The sequence below is a fragment of the Shewanella alkalitolerans genome (genome assembly GCF_019457575.1).
Taxonomy (GTDB): Bacteria; Pseudomonadota; Gammaproteobacteria; order Enterobacterales; family Shewanellaceae; genus Shewanella; species Shewanella loihica.
In genome coordinates this window covers 1084021-1103095 of the sequence record NZ_CP080422.1, presented here as the reverse complement: position 1 = coordinate 1103095, position 19075 = coordinate 1084021, and the positions used below count along the sequence as shown (strand labels likewise).

Sequence of the window (19075 nt, the reverse complement as noted above, 5' to 3'; positions counted from 1 at the left end):
TTGTATAAGCGGGTTGCTTGCCGCTAAGACGGTGGCTGTCCCTGAAAGGCTTTCCTATAGCGCGATCCAGGTGGCCTTGATCTCGGTATACTTGTCGAAGGCATGCAATGACTTGTCGCGGCCATTCCCCGACTGCTTATAGCCACCAAAGGGCGCCGTCATGTCGCCACCGTCATAGTGGTTGATCCACACCATGCCGCTACGCAGCGCCTTGGCCGTCTTGTGAGCCTTGCTGATATCTGAGGTCCAGACACCGGCCGCCAGGCCGTAGATGGTATCGTTACCGATACGAATCGCCTCCTCCATGCCATCGAAGGTGATCACCGACAGCACGGGGCCAAAGATCTCCTCCTTGGCGATGGTCATCTCATTCTTCACATTGGCGAAGATGGTCGGCGCCACATACACACCGCCGGTCTCGGCCAGCACCTGCTGGCCACCTTGACGCAGCTGCGCCCCTTCGGCCACCCCGGCGCGAATGTAGCGTAGCACATTCTCCAGCTGCTGCTTGTCCACCACAGCGCCACAGGTGGTGGCAGGATCCAGCGGGTGCCCCGGCTGCCAGGCCTGCATCTCGGCTTCGATCAGGTTAATAAGTTCTTCCTTCACCCCCGACTCCACTAGCAGACGTGAGCCTGCGGTGCAGACCTCGCCCTGGTTGAAGGCGATGGCCGAGGCCGCAGCAATCGCCGCCTCCTTAAGGTTCGGCGCGTCGTTGAAGACGATATTCGGACTCTTACCCCCCGCCTCCAGCCAGACACGCTTCATGTTGGATTCGCCGGCATAGATCATCAGCTGCTTGGCAATCTTGGTCGAGCCGGTAAACACTAGGGTATCGACATCCATGTGCAGCGCCAGCGCCTTACCCACGGTATGGCCGAATCCTGGCAGCACGTTGAGCACCCCCTTAGGAATCCCCGCCTCTATCGCCAGCTGCGCCATGCGAATGGCGGTCAGCGGTGACTTCTCTGAGGGCTTTAACACCACGCTGTTACCTGTGGCCAGCGCAGGGCCCAGCTTCCAGCAGGCCATCAAAAGTGGGAAGTTCCAGGGCACGATAGCCGCCACTACGCCCACCGGCTCGCGGGTGATCATGCCGATCTCATTGTGGGCCGTTGGGGCAATTTCATCGTAAATCTTGTCCACCGCCTCGCCCGACCAGCGTATGGCGCGAGCCGCGCCCGCCACATCGACGGCGCCGGAATAACGGATAGGCTTACCCATATCCAAGGTTTCCAGCAGGGCCAGCTCATCCCTGTTTGCCTCTAACAGATCGGCGAAGCGAATCATCACCTGCTTGCGTTTCACCGGCGGCAGCTGTGACCATTCGCCGCGCTCAAACACCTCGCGAGCATTGGCAACGGCGCGGTTGGCATCCAGCAGATCGCAACTGGCCACCTGGGTCAGCACCCTGCCATCGATAGGGCTGATACAGTCGAAGGTGTCATTCGAATCGGCGGCGCAGTATTCGCCATTGATAAATGCCTGGCCCTGAATCACCAGGTTGTCCGCCATCTCTTGCCATTGTTCGCGATTTTGTGGAGTACTCATTCTGACCTCTTAACGGGTGATAATTGCTCTAGCGTCAATGCTAATGCACGTCCACGCCCTCTCTTGCGCGACTGTGCCTGCCCTAGATTACGCTCAACCCCCAATCAATTTCAATATTTTTTACAAAAAGTTATTTTTTGCTATAAATAATGAACAAAAAGCTTTCATGTTCATTATTTCTGACATAGCATAGCGAATATCAACCACTCAATAAAACAACAATTACACAGAACCAGGGTAGATGATATGGAAGATTTTAATAAAGCTGACCAGGTAGCAACAGGCACACTGGAACACTATTGGATGCCTTTTACCGCCAATAGACAGTTTAAACAAAGTCCCCGCCTCCTCGCGCAGGCTGAGGGGATGTACTACAAGGATGTAAACGGCCGTCCCGTACTCGACGGCACTGCCGGTCTCTGGTGCTGTAATGCCGGACACGGTCGCAAGGCGATCTCCGAGGCGGTCAGCAAACAGATCCACGAGATGGACTATGCACCCTCGTTCCAGATGGGCCACCCACTGGCCTTCGAACTGGCCGAGCGTCTCGCCGCCATCGCCCCCAAAGGGATCAACAAGGTATTTTTCACCAACTCTGGCTCTGAATCTGTCGACACGGCGCTGAAGATCGCCCTCAACTACCACAGGGCCCGTGGTGAGGCGACCCGTACCCGTTTCATCGGTCGTGAGCTGGGATACCATGGCGTCGGCTTCGGCGGCATCTCAGTTGGTGGCATAGGCGGCAACCGCCGCACCTTCAGCCAGCAGCTACTGCAGGGGGTCGACCACCTGCCCCACACCCTGGATATCCAGCAAAACGCCTTCTGTAAGGGACTACCGGAAACCGGCGCAGAGAAGGCCGAGGTGCTGGAGCAGCTCGTTACCCTACATGGCGCCGAGAATATCGCCGCGGTGATCGTCGAGCCCATGTCGGGTTCGGCCGGGGTCATACTACCGCCTCAGGGCTATCTCAAGCGCCTGAGAGAGATCACCCGTAAGTACGGCATCCTATTGATCTTCGATGAGGTGATCACAGGCTTTGGCCGTGTGGGCGACGCCTTCGCCAGCCAGCGTTGGGGCGTCACACCGGATATGATCACCACAGCCAAGGCGCTCAACAACGGCACCATCCCCATGGGCGCCGTGTTGATCGACGATGCCATCTATGATGCCAGCATGGATGCCCCAGAGGGCGCCATAGAGCTCTACCATGGCTACACCTATTCGGGCCATCCGGTAGCTGCGGCCGCCGCCATCGCTACCTTAGATATTTATCAGCAGGAGCAGTTGTTCGAGCGCACCAAGTCTCTGGAAGGCTACTTCGAAAAAGCGGTGCACAGCCTCAAGGGCCTGCCGAACCTTATCGACATTCGTAACACAGGCCTGGTAGCCGGTATCCAGTTTAGTCCGAGCGATAAAGGCATAGGCAAGCGCGGCTTCGGCATCTTCGAGACCTGTTTCAAAAACGGCACCCTGGTCAGGGCTACGGCCGACACCCTCGCCCTGTCGCCGCCGTTGATCGTCGACGAGGCTCAGATAGACCAGATGGTCAACACCCTAAGCGATGCCATCACCACAGTTGGCTAACCCAGAATAACCAAGACACATTAGAGATTTTGCAGGGAAATTACGCGCTATGCAGCAGATAAACCACTACATCAACGGCCAGCACACACAGCCCAGCGCCCGCAGCGCCGCCGTCTTCGAACCCGCCACCGGCGAGCACAAGGCCAACGTCTCCCTGGCCAGCGCGCTCGAGGTAGATGCGGCCATCGAACTGGCCAAGAAGGCCCACGGCCCCTGGTCTGAGATGACCCCCCTTAACCGCGCACGCATTCTGTTTAAGTTTAAGGCACTGGTCGAAGCCAACATGGACGAGCTGGCGGCCATGATCACCCGCGAACACGGCAAGGTGCTCGACGATGCCAAGGGCGAGATCATCCGCGGCCTAGAGGTGGTGGAGTTTGCCTGTGGCATCCCTCATCTACTCAAGGGCGAACACACAGAGCAGGTCGGTGGTGGCGTCGATGCCTGGACACTCAACCAATCCCTGGGCGTAGTAGCCGGCATCGCCCCCTTTAACTTTCCTGTGATGGTGCCTATGTGGATGTTCCCCATCGCCATCGCTGCGGGCAATACCTTTATCATGAAACCGTCGGAGAAGGATCCGACCTCTGTGATGCGCATGGCCGAACTCCTCACCGAGGCGGGCCTGCCGGATGGCGTATTTAACGTGGTCAACGGCGACAAGGAAGCGGTGGACACCCTGCTGACCCACAAGGACATTCAGGCGGTGAGCTTTGTCGGCTCCACACCGATCGCCGAATATATCTATCAGACGGCGGCGGCCCACGGCAAACGCGTACAGGCCTTGGGCGGCGCGAAGAACCACATGCTGTTGATGCCAGATGCGGATCTCGACCAGGCGGTCAGCGCCCTGATGGGCGCCGCCTATGGCAGTGCCGGCGAGCGTTGCATGGCGATCTCTGTCGTGCTGGCCGTCGGCGAAGTGGGTGATGCCTTGGTAGAGAAACTGCTGCCACAGATCCAGGCGCTCAAGGTCGGTAACGGCCTGGAAGGCGAGATGGAGATGGGACCACTGATCTCGGCGCAGCATCTCGACAAGGTACGCAGTTATGTAGACAGAGGCGTGAGCGAAGGGGCGACCCTGCTGGCCGATGGTCGTCAACTGAGTGTAGCCGATCACGAGCAGGGCTACTTCCTCGGCGGCTGCCTGTTCGACCACGTCACCCCAGAGATGACCATCTACAAAGAAGAGATCTTCGGCCCTGTGCTAGCCATCGTCCGGGTGAAGGATTACGCCGAGGCGCTGACCCTGATCAACGAACACGAGTTTGGTAACGGCACCGCCATCTTTACCCAGAGCGGCGAGGCGGCGAGACACTTCTGCCACCATGTGCAGGTCGGCATGGTTGGGGTCAATGTGCCCATCCCTGTGCCTATGGCCTTCCATAGCTTTGGCGGCTGGAAACGCTCCCTCTTCGGCCCACTGCACATGCATGGCCCGGACGGCGTGCGCTTCTACACTAAGCGCAAGGCGATCACCGCCCGCTGGCCCAAGGGCAAGGGTAGTCAGGCTGAATTTGTCATGCCGACCATGAAATAAACTAAGCTTAAGGCGCCGCGCTGCGCCTTAAGTCTATCTGTAAATTGGAGCAGAAATGACACAGACTATTGATGCCATCATCAACTTTGGCCAGCATAAGGTTAAGACGGAACACTATGAGGTGGCACCGGAAAAGGTATTAAGCGGGGAGCCTAAGCAGCAACTGGAGAACCATTACTCCAGCCCCTGCGATCAATTTCACGCCGGGATCTGGCAGGGCCAGGTCGGCAGTTGGAAGGTCAACTACAGCGAACATGAGTATTGCGAGATCCTATCGGGCAGCAGCGAGATCATTGATGAAGCAGGCAACAGCCTGACGGTCAGCAAAGGCGATCGCTTCGTCATCCCCGCCGGTTTTAAGGGCGTATGGCGAGTGCTGCAGGAGTGTCGCAAGATTTACGTCGTATTTGAGCAAAAATAACTAAAATCATTGCCATGTAGTCTCAGCGAACTAGCTGTTGTTTGGCTTAATCTGATTCGGATAGCTTGCTAACCGGATCGGTGTCAACAAAGTGAAATGGAGAAACCACCGTGTATAAAAAATTTAATAAGAAACGGATAGCCCAGCTAGCTGGCTTAACCTTGGCAACCGCGCTAATCACACCTTTGGCACAGGCTGAAGTCTCGGGAGAAATTGGCGTCACCAACGATTACCGCTTCCGCGGTATCTCACAAACCGCAGGCGACTTTGCCGTTCAAGCCAGCATAGATTACAGCATGGAAAGTGGTTTCTTCATCGGTGCCTGGGGCAGTAATGTCGATGATGAAAGTTATGATGCCGATGTCGAAGTCGACTTCTATGCCGGTTACGCCGGCGCCTTCGGCGAAGACGACGCGGTGGAATATGACTTCACCCTGACCTACTACACCTATCCGGGACAGGATGAAAGCACTAAGTATCTCGAGGCCTCACTGGGCTTCTACTTTGCCGACTTCCACTTCGCCCAGTGGTACACCAACGACTACGCCAACGCCGATGTGTCTCTGCACTACAGCGAGCTAAACTACTCCTACGAGTTTATCGAGAACTGGAGCATAGATGCTCACGTGGGCTACAACTATGGCGATGGTGCGGACCTAGACTGGGGTGAGAACTATGTCGACTACTCCATCGGCGTCTCCACCGAGATCGGCGGTGTCGGCCTGTCGCTGGCCTGGTTAGACACTAACCTGAGCAGCGACAACGAGATCAAGGACGGCCCATGGAAGAACGAAGGCACCATTCTGGCCACCGCCAGCTACGCCTTCTAACCCCTGCCCTCCCCAACCAAGTGATTGTAAAAAAACCGCCTTCATCGGCGGTTTTTTATTAGGGGTATATTTGCAAGTTTAAGGTCAATCTACTCCTAAACTCGACAATCTCTAACATTACAGCTTCAGGCTCTCCCCCCGGCGGACTCGCTCGGCTAGAGCGCGCCAGTAATTCACCAGTTCTTGATGCGCCTGTGCGCGCTCGGGAAAGGTTTGCGACAACCCTTGCAAAATATTGGCTTGCTGATGACAAAGTTTTTCCCAGCGGCGGGCATTAGACAGGTGCATAGTGTTTTCCTTAACGTATTAAACTCCTTCGAAGAGTATAGCCAGTTTATTAAAAATTTGATCTAAGCCGCTAGGAAAAACCCTTAGCCGGGAGTATCTTCAAACTATAACACTAAGGAGTGACTATGACTGAAACCCTATTGAAAATCGCCTTTATCCTGGTGGGCCTCTTTCTGATCTACAAGCTGATCTTCTCAGGCAAACGTGGCTTAAGCCTTTTTGAGATGCATTTTAAAGATGGCCGTCTCATCTCCCACAAGGGCAAGATCCCGGAGAAGTTTCAGCGGGAATGTAAAGCCATCGCCAAGAGTGAGAAACTGACCTGTGTGGTACGCGCCGAGAAGAGTGGCAGCGTCAGGCTGCATGTGTCGGCCAACGTCAGCGATGCCATCATTCAGCGCATCCGCAACCAATTTCCGTTCGAATACTACGACAAGAAAACCGTCGATAATTCGCGTCAGGCAGGCTAGGCCCGCCCAAAGCTAAACCTAGCCTATGCTAGACCTAGCCTAAGCAGAGGCCGCCCCGAGTTACGGATTCAGATACTGATCCAGGCGGCCATCTTCCTTGGCATCGTCTATGATGCGTTGATTATCCTGTGACATGGGGTCCTTGACCTCCAGCGGATCCCCTTGGGGCTCAGACTCAGCCGTCACACTCATGTTTATCCCTGTCGAACAGGCGCTTAAACCAAGCGCCACCAGCAGTATCCACTTATTCATCTTTCGTCCCCACTCCTAGTTTTTAGCGGTATTCTTACTTTTAGTGCTAGCAGCATTGTCGCCAGCAAAATATTCCAGTGCCCATACCAGCGCGATACCCGCCAACATGGCGCAGATGGCCAGGCCAAGCTGCGCCGGTTGCCCGGTCAGTTGCTCAAAATTCATGGGCGACAGGTTCTGTTCCAGCAGCGGCACCTGCTCGCCCGCCGAGTTTTCACGCCAGGTGAGCACCTGCTTCCAGGGCCAGATCTTACCTAGAGTGCCGAGCATCAAGCCGGTGAGGAATATAAGCGTGGCGTCATGGTATTTACGCAGCAGCGCCGACAGCAGATGACTGAATGAGAGCAAGCCTGCCACACAGCCACTGGCGAACGTCAGTAACACGGGGATATCCAGGCTCTTGGCGGCGCCCAGCACCGAGGTGTAGAGGCCGAGTAGCAGCAGGATGAAACTGCCAGAGATCCCCGGCAGCAACATGGCGCAGATAGCAATACTGCCGCCGATGAAGACATTCAGATAGGTCATCTGCATATCGATTGGATGCAGCACAGTGATCCCCCAGGCAAAGGCCACGCCCAGGGCAAACAGGGCCAGGCGCCCCACAGAAAAGCCCTTCACCTGCTTGAGCATGTGCACCACAGAGATGATGATGAGACCGAAGAAGAAGGACCACACGGGGATCGGATGACTATGCAGCAGATAGGTGATCAGCTTGGCCAGGGTAAAGATGCTGGTGAGGATACCGCCGAACACGGCGATCAGGAAGGGGCCGTTAATATGCATAAAGGCGGCCTTCAGCCCCTGCTGGCGGATCACACCGATGAGGCTGGGATTAACCTTACGTATACTGTTGAGCAGGGGGTCGAGGATCCCCGTGATGAAGGCAATAGTGCCCCCGGAAACGCCGGGCACCACATCGGCGGCCCCCATGGCCATCCCTTTGAAATAAGTCAGCAGATATTTCACTCAAGATCCTTAAGTTAATGATTTTCTTTAAGCCAAAAGCCTTAGCGCCCGATTATACGCGCCCGGTGCAGCCAAAGGAAAATGAAGTTTGGTTTAGGCGGCCAAATCACGGGCCTATTGTTAACCACTTGTTATTCGGCTAGTCTAACAACTCATCTGACCAGACAAGCTTTTTCTTAAACCAGCAAAGCATTTTAATAACGAGTAAGCCAATGAATAACAAACCGACAAGAGTGATGGCCCTCTACCGCCGCATGACCAAGTGGCCACTGGGCCATAAGTTTTTCTCCCTCATGGTGTCACGCATGGCGCCCTACTTCGCCACCGTTAAGCCCCTGGTCACAGAACTGAGACCCAACTACTGCCAGGTGCTGGTGCGAAAGCGTAGGGCGGTGCAAAACCACATAGGCACAGTGCACGTCATCGCCATCTGTAATGGCCTGGAGATGGCCATGGGCACCATGGCCGAGGCGTCAATTCCCGCCCACCTGCGCTGGATCCCCAAGGGAATGAGCGTCGACTACACCGCCAAGGCCGGCAGCGACATCCGCTGCATCGCCGAGGTCATGCCAGAGCAGTGGGTCGAGGGCGACATGCTGGTCAAGGTTACCGCCCTGGATGAGAACGATGTGGTGGTGGTCAAGGGCCACATCAAGCTGTGGATCTCCCTCAAGCCACCCAAGAAATGATCTCAATTCTAAGAGGCCGCAGTACGACCAAAGCGCAACCTTAATGCGGCCTTAAGTATTTGTATCGGCCCTGATGTGCATCGCTCAAACAATGCAGTAAGATGCAGGCTTTACTCGATGCAAGGAACTCGCATGAGCAGCAAAATTTTTACCGGCACCTTAAGCCAATGGCACGACGACAAGGGATATGGCTTTATCAAGCCTAATGGATCAGGCGCCGAGCTATTTGTCCACATCAGCAGCTTCAGAGGTCATGTGCCACAAAAAGGGCAGGCCCTCAAATATCACCTCAGCCAGGACAAGCAAGGCCGTCCCTGCGCCGAACTTATCCTTTCAAAGGCAAGACGGACATCGAACAAGAGCTCCGATTCCAAGCTCGGCATAAAGTTTGCCCTGCGCCTGCTACTCACAGCCGCCCTGTTTATCGGCCTCTTCTTCGCAGCCGCAATGCAGCGACTCCCCATGGCAAGTCTGCTCTACTTCGCCGTCTTGAGTCTCATCACCTATATGGCCTATGCCGTGGATAAGAGCGCCGCCCAGAAAGGCAACTGGCGCGTACAGGAAAGCAGCTTACATCTTCTCTCCCTGCTCGGCGGTTGGCCGGGGGCCATGCTGGGGCAGCAACATTTGAGGCACAAGTCCAGTAAGCGTGCTTTTCGTGTCGTGCTCTGGCTGACGGTGATCATCAACATCAGCCTGCTAGGCGCCCTGGTATCACCTCAAGGGCAAGCCCTGCTGACACAGCTAGGGGTTAACTAGCCTATTGATCCAGATGAGCCCTACGCGTTTACCCACAAGGCACAATTGGCTATGATGAAGGCCGCACTTTTATAGGAAAATCAAAGATGAGAATGATATTAGCAGTCGTAGTGATCGCCGGCGTCTTGTTTTACTTCTTTACCAGCATGAACAATCAGAAGGCGGCTAAGGAAAACATCGCCAAGGGCGAGGCCTTTTTAGCGCAGAACAAGACAGAGGAAGGGGTTATCGAGACCGCTTCGGGACTCCAGTACAAGATTTTGGCAAAGGGTGACGGCAGTGTCCATCCCAAGGCCAGCGATACAGTGACGGTTCACTACCACGGCACACTAATCGACGGCACAGTGTTCGACAGCTCGGTCAAGCGCGGCGAGCCTATCGCCTTCCCGCTTAATCGCGTGATCAAGGGCTGGACCGAGGGGGTACAGCTGATGGTCGAAGGGGAAAAGACCCGCTTCTTTATTCCCAGCAGTCTGGCCTACGGCAACCGCAACGCCGGCAAGATCCCCGGCGGTTCCGTGCTTATCTTCGATGTTGAGTTGATTAGCATAGATAGGTAGAGACAGTGACTTACGACATGAAAAACGCGCCCTAGGGCGCGTTTTTTGTATCATACCAATCACGGAAATGAGTGATCAGAAATAGCGCAGGAAAAACGTTCGAGAACAAGGCGAAATTTTTCGATAAGTAGTTATTCTACAACCAAAAATAGTAACGCAGTTATCGAACGTTTTAACAAGCTAGCATGCTCAGTTATTTACTACGATTGGTATCAGTACCCGAAGGGGTTATCGATAGAGTGAGCCGGTTGGGTAAACCATTTCGGACCGCTCTGTGTCATATAGAAGTGATCCTCGTGGCGCACTCCAAACTCGCCCGGCACACACAGCATGGGCTCGTTACTGAAACACATGCCTGGAGCTAGCGGCGTGTGATCATTCAACACCAGATAGGGCCACTCATGGATATCCAGGCCTATGCCATGTCCCGTCCTGTGAGGCAGACCCGGCAGCGCATAACCTGGGCCGAAACCCGCCTGTTCAATCACATCGCGCGCGGCACGATCTACGCTTGAACAAGGAACCCCCACCTTAGCGGCCTCGAAGGCGGCCAGCTGAGCATCCTGCTCCAGTTGCCACAGCTGACGCTGACGCTCGCTCGGCGTGCCGTAGACATAGGTGCGGGTAATATCTGAGTTATAGCCGTGTAGCTGACAGCCGGTGTCGATCAACACGGTATCGTTAAGCTCGAGCGCCTTAGGCGACTTAACCCCATGGGGATAGGCCGAGTCTTCACCAAAGAGCACGATACAGAAATAGGAGCCTGCAGGAGCACCCACGGCTTTGTGGGCCTGGTGAATAAAGCTCTCCACCTCGCCGACTGTGATCCCTTCATGCAGGATGCGTGCGGCGGCCTTGTGCACCTCAAGGGTCATATCCTTGGCGCGCTGCAACAGGGCTAGCTCTGTCTCAGACTTGATCATGCGACAGGCGGCGGTAACCGTCTTACCGTTAACAAATTCAAATGTCGGCGCCAGTTGACGCACGCCATCGAAGATGAAAAACGCCGCCGACTCATCCATCGCCAGCTTGCCTTGGCTTATGCCAAGTTCACCGAGTCGCTGAACTAACAAGCCATAGGGACTCTCATCCTCATGCCAACAGTTCACCCGCCCCTCGATCACCATGTAACCCTTAAGTGTGTCGAGTTCGAACGCGGGAGCGATATATTCCAGCTCACCCTCGGCGGGCAATATGGCACCGACCATACGTTCACTGGCGTACCAGCGGGTGCCGGTAAAGTAATAGAGGTTAGTGCCGGCGTTGAGATAGATGGCCGCAATGCCCTGCTGACGCATCAGCTGCTGCGCCTTGTCGATACGCGCCCGGTACTCCTGCGCCGAGATCCCTTCGACCCCTTGGGTCATGTCAGACAGTTTGGCCAGCTCCAGCTCGGGCGTCGAGCCGCCAACACCCATCGTAGAAATTAAACCCGTGGTATTTACACTCATAGTTAACACCTTTGACGGCAGTCGCGGGGGCATGCCTGCAACCACCGTGAAAAAGAAGAATGGCAGGCAGCCTTTTTAGCATAATGTATACAAAAAAGCAGTAGCTAACAGAAAGAAAAATCTTCAAGGTGGCAGGCAAGGCTTAGGGGGGAACTCTAGAGCTAACGCAATCTAATCGACAAACGTAAAAGCTAAATGAAGACTATATCGGCTTAGTCTCTTCTGATTTTACTCGCAATGTATTTACTTCTGTTGGCTTTAGGAGCTAAGACGTTATGAGCTAGGTCTTCACTCGGCGTGCTGGGCCAGCAATACCTTGAGGCCGCGGCACACCAGAGTCTCCATATCATCGACCCGGGCGATGTTCACATCACTCAGCGGCGCCGTCAGCGCCAGTTGTCTCAGGGACTCGACACAGCCCTTGTAATAGTCCGGCTGATTCATCATAGGGCCAGCAAGCCAGATACGATTAGGGTTCAGCAGGTTGATGGCCCAGGCGATGCCCATCCCTAGGTAACTACCGGCGCGGTAGAGTTCCTGCGGACTCTTGAGGCCGCGTATGCGAATCGACTCGCCACTGGCCAGCTGTTCCAGACTGTACTCGCCCCCTTCACTCATCACCCGGCAGTGGCCCAGCTCGCCGGCTACCCCGCCTGCACCAAGAAACGGCTCGCCCTTAATGGCGATCGCCATGCCTATGCCGGCGCCGCTCATCAGCAGCAATTCGCAGGCATTTTTGGGATCACAGACCGCCAACATGCCCGCATCGATATCGTTGTGGAGCAGGCTAAAGCGGGCCTGAGTCTTGAGCTTGGCCAGCGACAGACCGTTGAGCTTGGGTGCCACCTTACAGGCGATCAAGGTATCTTGCTTCACCAGTCCGGGCACCGCCACCCCTAAGGCATAGTCACTCAGGCCATAGTCGGATTCGATGTCGGCAATGTGGCGGTTGAGGTCGGCCAGGGTGAAGTGCTCGCCGGTGGCGATTTTATATTGCTCGGTGCGCCCCTGAGTCTCAATTTCGAACAGGGCGGTAGTCGCGCCAATATCTATGGTCAGGGATTGCATAACGAGCTCCGTAGCCGACTAGCTCATCACAGCGAGAACCTCTCGGCGCGATGAGTAGAAGAGTTGTGTATCGCTAAATTTTATCACAAAAACCATCAACTAAGGCTATATAAAATGCGACTAACACCTTGCTTTGATTGAATTTCCATCAAGACTTATCAGGTTTCATCGATTTTCTGCTCATTTGCCAGCCTCAGCGGCACCCGCCCCCAGGCCATCAGGAGTAGATGAATGGCCAGCAGCGGGATACAGGTGAGCAGCATCACCTCCCAGCCTAACCAGTGCAGCACCCAGCCGGCGCTCAAGGAGGCTAGGGCCTGGGAACCAAAGACGAAGGCATCGTTAAAGGCCTGAACCTTGAAGCGTTCTTCACTGTGGTAATAACGCGGCAACAAGACGGTTCCGGCCACAAACAGCAGGTTCCAGCCGACGCCTAACAGCACCAGGGCCACCCAGTAGTTCAGCAGCTCTCTCCCGAGCAAGGCGACCGTGATGGTCACCCCATAGGCCGCCAAGCCCACCAGCATCATGCGGCTGGTGCCAAACTTGGCCACCAGGTAGCCGCTAAACAGCGATGGGAAATACATGGCGATGATGTGACTCTGGATCACCCACTTGGTATCGGCCAGGGAATAGTGCTCCATGTGATGCATATGCAGGGGCGTGGCCGTCATGATGAAGCTCATCATGCCATAGCCTATGGTCGCGGCGCCGATGGCGGTCCAGATAGAAGGCTGCAACAAGATGTTGCCAAGGGGACGCACGGCCTGATGGGATGACGCATGGGCCGGTTTGTCCTGGCGATTTTCCTGATAGAAACAGAGCACCAGTCCCGCCATCAGACAGACACAGATCAGAAACAGAAAGGCGCCCACATGAGGCGTGGTAAACAGGTTTTCCCCCAGCACCGCAAGCTCCGGCCCCATGATGGCGGCCACCAGCCCACCGACCAAGACCCGAGAGGCCGCCTTGGCACTATCGAGTGCTGCCACCGACTCCATGGCCGCGAAGCGGTATTGCTGCACTATCGCCCCGGCAGACCCCAAGAGCAGGCCACTGAGACAGAAAGGCACGAATAGCTGCGCTTGGGTAGCAAAGGCCGCCAGGAGACCACCACTCGCCCCCAAGCCACTGCCCAGCAGAAAGATCTTCTTGCGGCCGAAGCGGCGCATCAAGCGACTGACAGGCACCACAGAGACGGCCACGCCTATCACCATGATGGCAATCGGCAGAGTGGCCAGCGCCGGAGTTGGCGCTAATTCGGCGCCGATCAGGCCGCCGAGCAACATCATCATGGGGGTTGCACTCATGGCAAAGGCCTGAGCCAGGGTTAATACCCATACATTTCTTGGCATAAAGGTAGGATCTACTGATCTTCTGCGTTCATTTTGCAGCATTCTGTATTAATTCTAGGCAAGGCAGAGCACTTGCAATCTAGTACGCTAGTTAAATAAGCGATAACCCAGTAGAAAAATGATACAGACGCTGCCCCTAGGCTTCGTCTTGAAAACAAAATTTGTGCTCAAAAGGTCAACTGCCCCTAATCACAAATCGTTCACTTATAAGCAAAATACTGACTCGCGGCGAACTTTACCAGCCTAGAAAACGGATATTGGCGGATATTGTGCACTGTATCTCTGCCACTCAGCGCTATCTGATTCAATATCCACAGGAAACCTAGCGACTCACACCAGGCTTTACGCCGTCCTAGATCAGCTTTTTCTCGCCTCCCTTCCAACTCACCCGCCGAGCTGCGATAATCGGCGGCAACTCAGCCAATATCTCACCTCTGGAGATAGGGCCAAGCCTATTCGCTCAAGCCCAGAAGGCCACGCTTAGATGGCCCCGCAATTGGGTACTAAAGGAGACTTCATGACATCTGTAACCGCACAACGTCTAGACGCCGTAAGAAGTGACATGCTCAGCCAAACCCTCGATGCCTTCATCGTGCCCCGGGCCGACGAATATCTGGGCGAGTATGTCCCCGAGCGTAACGAAAGACTGCACTGGCTCACCGGCTTTACCGGTTCGGCGGGCATGGCCATAGTGCTCAAAGAAAGCGCCGCCATCTTCGTCGATGGCCGTTACACGGTTCAGGTCAAGCAGCAGGTAGACAGTGCTCGGTTCGATTATCAGAGTCTCACCGACACGCCGCAGATCCCTTGGCTCATCGCCCAGCTAAGCGAAGGCGCTCGCATCGGCTACGACCCACGCCTACATACCCTGAGCTGGCAGCAACAGGCCGAGGCCCAGTGTCAGCGCGCCGGTATCGAGCTGGTTGCCGTGGCAGACAACCCTATCGATCGCCACTGGCAAGAGCGCCCCGCCGCCTCCAACGCTGCCATCAGCCTGTTTAGCGAGCAGAGCGCCGGTGTCAGCAGCGCCGTAAAGCGTGAGCAGATAGGTAAGGCCGTGGCCGCAGCTGGTGCCGATGTGGCGCTCATCAGCGCGCTGGACTCCTTCTGCTGGCTGCTGAACATTCGCGGCAACGACGTACCTCGTCTGCCCGTGGTCTTAGGCACGGCCCTGCTGTATAAGAATGGCGAAATGACACTCTTTACCGATCTCGCCAAACTGCCAGAGGGGATCCAGGCCCATGTGGGCGCTGGCGTCAACTTCATGGCCGAGACCGAACTCGAAGGCGTGTTATCTAAGTTCGATGGCGTCAAGCTACTGGCCGACCCAGACAGCGCCAACGCCTGGATGCAGCTCACCGCTAAGCAAGCCGGTGCCAGGTTGATCGCCGGACAAGATCCGGTAGCCCTGCCCAAGGCGCAGAAGAATCCGGCCGAACTCGCCGGCCTTAGCGCCTGTCATATTCGCGACGGCGTGGCCGTGAGCCGTTTCCTCGCCTGGCTCGACGTCGAGGTAGCCGCAAAGCGTCTCTATGACGAAGGCACCCTGGCTGACAAGCTAGAGAGCTTCCGCCTGCAAGATCCCCAGTATCGCGAGCCAAGCTTCGATACCATCTCGGCCGCCGGTGCAAACGCCGCCATGTGCCACTACAACCACAACAATGGCACCCCCGCCATGATGACCATGGACAGCATCTATCTGGTGGACTCGGGCGCCCAGTATCTGGATGGCACCACAGACGTTACCCGCACCATAGCCATCGGCGAGGTCACCGACGAGCAGCGCAAGATGGTCACCCTGGTATTGAAGGGCCATATCGCCCTAGATCAGGCCAGATTCCCTAAGGGCACCACGGGCCAGCAACTCGACGGCTTCGCCCGCCAATACCTATGGCAGCATGGCTTCGATTACGACCACGGCACGGGCCACGGCGTGGGCCACTTCCTCAGCGTCCATGAGGGGCCACAGCGCATCGCCAAGAACAGCAATGCCGTCGCCCTGCTGCCGGGCATGGTGGTGTCGAACGAGCCGGGCTACTACCGCGCCGATGCCTTTGGTATTCGTATCGAAAACCTCATCACAGTGCAGGCCTGCGAGGCTCTCGCCAGCGCCGAGCGTGAGATGTATGAGTTCCATGCCCTCACCCTGATCCCGATCGACACACGTCTTATCGATAAGCAGCTGCTGAATGACGCAGAGATCAACTGGCTCAATGGCTACCATCAGAGAGTCAGAGAGACCCTGAGCCCGCTGATGCAAGGCGCTGAGCTCGACTGGCTACTCAAGGCGACCGAAGCTATATAAAACTTTGGCTATATAAAGCTTTGGCTATTTAAAACTTAGGCCATTTAAAGCCTTGGCCTTTTAAGACTTTGCCTTTATAGGACAGGGGGCTTTTGCCCCATAAAAAAACAGCACCCTAGGGTGCTGTTTTTGTTTATGCCTGAACCAGGCGCTCGCGGGCCTTTAACCAGCGCACCAGCTCGCTGTAGGGCTTAGGACGGCAGATGAGATAGCCCTGCAAGGAGATATCTTCTATCTGCTCCAGGTAGTTGAGATCATGGATATCCTCTACCCCCTCGGCCACCAGATGAATACCGAGCTTGCCACTGATCGCCTGCATAGATTTCAGTATGGTCTGAGAGACAGGGTCTTTATGTATGCCATGAACCAGACTGCGGTCCAGCTTCAGTTCGCTGATAGGCAGGGTACACAGCTGGGAGAGATTGGTATAACCGGTACCGAAGTCGTCTATGGCGACGCCGATACGGTTCATCCTCAGCTGGCTGATGGTGGAGTGCTGACGCTGCTTATCCAGCACCTGATTTTCGGTGATCTCCACCGTCAGGCGCGACGGCGACAAGAGGTTTTGCTCGCAATACTGCATCAGACGGGTATGCCAGCCACTCTGATTGAGTTGCTTGGGGGTCAGGTTGATCGACAGGTGGCACTGTTTGCAAGACTCAAACTGGCTGATCAGCGCCCACTCAGGGATGGCGTTGTTCAGCAGCTTAGTGGTCAGGCTGTTGAGGGCGTTGTTGCACTCGGCCACATCGATAAACTTATCTGGGGTGATCAACTGCAAGCGAGTGCCCTGCTGCAGGCGGCACAGCACCTCGAACCCCTTTATCTTACCGCTGGCGATATCCACCTGCGCCTGATAATAGGGAATGATCTTATTGGAGTTGATGGCGCGGCGGATCTCGTCGATGCTCATCAATCCCTTGTGGCGTACACCGTTGCCCTGGAAGGCCATCAGGCGATAGCGTTCGACACAGACCCTGAGCTGCTCTGTGGTGACCGGTTTCATCAGGGCGCCTAGCAGCCTGAGCTTGGAGGCCTCCACCAGCTGGGAGGCGGCCTCGACGATACGCGACTCCATGCCAGAGGCGATGATGATCCCCCCCTTAAACTCCATCTTACTCAGACGCATCAGAAACTCTATGCCGTCGACTTCGGGCATATGCAGGTCTACCACCACTATCTGGTAGTCATCGCTATATTTGCTTAAGGTACGAATGGCGCTGCGGGCGTCGCGGCAGAACTCCACCTTGTCCACATCCAGCAGCAAAAAGTGACGACTGAGCACCCGGCAGGCACTCAGCGAATCATCGACGATCAAGACATTTATCGACATGACATCCCCTCATCCAAAGCAGGATGCTGCCTCGCAGTTGGGGCATACCAAATATACACCTTAGCCTCCATGCCTGTGACAACCTCCAAACGTTAACTTAATAAGGTTAGTTCAGCGCGCTTAAGTGTCAAATTGACCCAAATTGTCGGCACAGGCGATAATTGCGGCAGATAAAAGTGCAGGTTTTAACCGAAAATTTTGCTATACTCCGCGGCCGCCTTTGTGGCCCAGGGTGGTAATGGGTTAAGGTACAGCTCGAGTCTGGACTAAACTCAATTTGATATGTCGTTATTTTAAAAGGTAAACAACAGGATATCCCATGAGATTTGAATCTTTCAGTTTTGCTCCCGAGATTTTGCACGCCATCTCAGAATGTGGGTACCAAAAAATGACGCCCATTCAAAAAGAGGCCATCCCGGCGATCCGTCGCGGACAGGATGTGCTCGCCAGCGCCCAGACGGGTACCGGCAAGACGGCAGCCTTCGCCCTGCCTATCCTGCAGAAGATGTTCGATAGCCCAAGCGACACTCAGCGCTCCAACACCCGTGCGCTAATCCTAGCCCCTACCCGCGAACTGGTGGCTCAGGTGGCCGACAACATCAAGCAGTACAGCCGTTACCTGCCCATCTCAGTGCTGACCGTCTATGGCGGCGTCAAGATGGATACCCAGGCGGCTAAGGTAAAAAAAGGCGCCGACATCATAGTGGCCACCCCGGGTCGTCTGCTGGAGCACCTGCAAGCCTGTAACCTCAACCTGTCTAACGTCGACTTTCTGGTGCTGGATGAGGCCGACCGCATGTTGGACATGGGCTTCATCACAGACATTCAGAAGATCCTGCAGCAGGTTAATCGCGACCGTCAGAACCTGCTGTTTTCCGCCACCTTCTCCAGCGCCGTCAAGCAGCTGGCCAACGAGATGCTGGTCAAGCCTAAGCTGATCGCCGTCGACAAGCAGAACACCACGGCGGTGACCGTCAGCCAGGTGGTCTACCCTGTGGAGCAGCGCCGCAAGCGTGAACTCCTCTCAGAGCTAATAGGCAAGAAGAACTGGCAACAGGTGCTGGTATTTACCGCCACCCGTGATGCCGCTGACGTCCTGGTGAAAGAACTCAACCTGGACGGCATCCCATCGGCTGTAGTTCACAGCGAGAAGGCCCAGGGCAATCGTCGCCGTGCGCTGCGAGAATTTAAAGAGGGTAAGGTACGCGCCCTGGTGGCCACCGAGGTCGCCGCCCGCGGCCTGGACATCCCCGAGCTGGAATATGTGGTCAACTTCGACCTGCCCTTCCTAGCTGAGGACTATGTCCACCGTATCGGTCGTACCGGCCGCGCCGGTCGCACTGGCGTCGCCATCTCGCTGGTGAGCCGTGAGGAAGAGCGCACCTTAGCCGACATCGAGAAATTGATCGGCAATAAGATCCGCCGCATCACCATCCCAGGCTATGAGGTGGGCAGTCGCGATCTCTTGATCAAACAGCTGCAGAAGCGTCGCAGCTTCGCCAAGAAGCAACAGCGCAGCGACAACGTGGGTGCTCAGGTGATCGCCGAGAAGAACATGGGGTCTCGCCGGGTGAAGGTGAAGAACTCATCCAACGCGAAAATAAAGAAGCAAAAATAATCGACGTACGGTCACAAAATTATTATCTAATC

Annotated in this window: 18 protein-coding genes; 10 read left to right on the top strand and 8 right to left on the bottom strand. The window is 55.6% G+C overall.

Annotation, left to right across the window (positions count from 1 at the left end; translation table 11 throughout):
- Positions 1-54: 54 nt before the first annotated feature.
- Complete coding sequence (locus tag K0J45_RS04900) at positions 55-1551, bottom strand: aldehyde dehydrogenase (protein ID WP_220044499.1); 1497 nt, start codon at positions 1549-1551, stop codon at positions 55-57.
- 246 nt (positions 1552-1797) lie between these two features.
- Between K0J45_RS04900 and aptA the strand changes: the two genes are divergently transcribed.
- From aptA to K0J45_RS04880, 4 genes are all read left to right on the top strand, one after another.
- Entirely contained in the window at positions 1798-3138 is a 1341-nt protein-coding gene (gene aptA, locus K0J45_RS04895; RefSeq protein ID WP_220044498.1) for an omega-aminotransferase AptA, read from the top strand.
- A gap of 49 nt (positions 3139-3187) precedes the next feature.
- A complete protein-coding gene (locus K0J45_RS04890) occupies positions 3188-4678 on the top strand; it encodes a CoA-acylating methylmalonate-semialdehyde dehydrogenase (protein ID WP_220044497.1) in 1491 nt (496 codons plus the stop codon).
- Positions 4679-4733: 55 nt separating this feature from the next.
- Positions 4734-5099: a cupin domain-containing protein gene (locus K0J45_RS04885; protein ID WP_011864769.1), complete on the top strand. Its 366-nt coding sequence runs from the start codon at positions 4734-4736 to the stop codon at positions 5097-5099.
- Between the two features lie 110 nt (positions 5100-5209).
- A complete protein-coding gene (locus K0J45_RS04880; RefSeq protein ID WP_011864768.1) occupies positions 5210-5929 on the top strand; it encodes a TorF family putative porin in 720 nt (239 codons plus the stop codon).
- Positions 5930-6046: 117 nt separating this feature from the next.
- On the opposite strand, the gene K0J45_RS04875 is transcribed toward K0J45_RS04880, so the two are convergent.
- On the bottom strand, positions 6047-6217 hold the full coding sequence (locus K0J45_RS04875) for a hypothetical protein (protein WP_011864767.1): 171 nt from the start codon (positions 6215-6217) through the stop codon (positions 6047-6049).
- A 125-nt stretch (positions 6218-6342) separates the two neighbouring features.
- Between K0J45_RS04875 and K0J45_RS04870 the strand changes: the two genes are divergently transcribed.
- Complete coding sequence (locus K0J45_RS04870) at positions 6343-6687, top strand: DUF3634 family protein (protein WP_011864766.1); 345 nt, start codon at positions 6343-6345, stop codon at positions 6685-6687.
- A 60-nt stretch (positions 6688-6747) separates the two neighbouring features.
- Here K0J45_RS04870 and K0J45_RS04865 read toward each other — a convergent pair whose 3' ends face one another.
- Positions 6748-6939 carry a hypothetical protein gene (locus K0J45_RS04865; protein WP_144200977.1) on the bottom strand — a complete coding sequence of 64 codons (192 nt, stop codon included), beginning with the start codon at positions 6937-6939 and terminating at the stop codon, positions 6748-6750.
- Positions 6940-6954: 15 nt separating this feature from the next.
- Positions 6955-7905, bottom strand: a complete 951-nt coding sequence (locus tag K0J45_RS04860) for a polyprenyl-phosphate transporter (protein ID WP_011864765.1) — start codon at positions 7903-7905, stop codon at positions 6955-6957.
- 212 nt (positions 7906-8117) lie between these two features.
- On the opposite strand from K0J45_RS04860, the gene K0J45_RS04855 reads away from it, so the two are divergent.
- From K0J45_RS04855 to bamJ, 3 genes are all read left to right on the top strand, one after another.
- On the top strand, positions 8118-8594 hold the full coding sequence (locus K0J45_RS04855) for a hotdog fold domain-containing protein (RefSeq protein ID WP_220044496.1): 477 nt from the start codon (positions 8118-8120) through the stop codon (positions 8592-8594).
- Positions 8595-8726: 132 nt separating this feature from the next.
- On the top strand, positions 8727-9353 hold the full coding sequence (locus tag K0J45_RS04850) for a DUF1294 domain-containing protein (RefSeq protein ID WP_220044494.1): 627 nt from the start codon (positions 8727-8729) through the stop codon (positions 9351-9353).
- An 86-nt stretch (positions 9354-9439) separates the two neighbouring features.
- Positions 9440-9913 carry a BamJ family beta-barrel-assembly machinery protein gene (bamJ, locus tag K0J45_RS04845; protein ID WP_220044493.1) on the top strand — a complete coding sequence of 158 codons (474 nt, stop codon included), beginning with the start codon at positions 9440-9442 and terminating at the stop codon, positions 9911-9913.
- Between the two features lie 212 nt (positions 9914-10125).
- Here bamJ and K0J45_RS04840 read toward each other — a convergent pair whose 3' ends face one another.
- The 3 genes from K0J45_RS04840 to K0J45_RS04830 all read right to left on the bottom strand — a co-directional run bounded on the left by K0J45_RS04840 (position 10126) and on the right by K0J45_RS04830 (position 13787).
- Entirely contained in the window at positions 10126-11364 is a 1239-nt protein-coding gene (locus K0J45_RS04840; protein ID WP_220044492.1) for a M24 family metallopeptidase, read from the bottom strand.
- Positions 11365-11652: 288 nt separating this feature from the next.
- Entirely contained in the window at positions 11653-12432 is a 780-nt protein-coding gene (locus K0J45_RS04835) for an ROK family protein (RefSeq protein WP_220044490.1), read from the bottom strand.
- 158 nt (positions 12433-12590) lie between these two features.
- Positions 12591-13787 carry an MFS transporter gene (locus K0J45_RS04830; protein ID WP_220044489.1) on the bottom strand — a complete coding sequence of 399 codons (1197 nt, stop codon included), beginning with the start codon at positions 13785-13787 and terminating at the stop codon, positions 12591-12593.
- 517 nt (positions 13788-14304) lie between these two features.
- Here K0J45_RS04830 and K0J45_RS04825 point away from each other — a divergent pair.
- A complete protein-coding gene (locus K0J45_RS04825; protein WP_220044488.1) occupies positions 14305-16092 on the top strand; it encodes an aminopeptidase P family protein in 1788 nt (595 codons plus the stop codon).
- 133 nt (positions 16093-16225) lie between these two features.
- On the opposite strand, the gene K0J45_RS04820 is transcribed toward K0J45_RS04825, so the two are convergent.
- Positions 16226-17425: an EAL domain-containing response regulator gene (locus K0J45_RS04820; protein WP_011864756.1), complete on the bottom strand. Its 1200-nt coding sequence runs from the start codon at positions 17423-17425 to the stop codon at positions 16226-16228.
- A 319-nt stretch (positions 17426-17744) separates the two neighbouring features.
- Between K0J45_RS04820 and K0J45_RS04815 the strand changes: the two genes are divergently transcribed.
- Complete coding sequence (locus tag K0J45_RS04815) at positions 17745-19043, top strand: DEAD/DEAH box helicase (protein ID WP_220044487.1); 1299 nt, start codon at positions 17745-17747, stop codon at positions 19041-19043.
- The last annotated feature ends 32 nt before the right edge of the window (positions 19044-19075 follow it).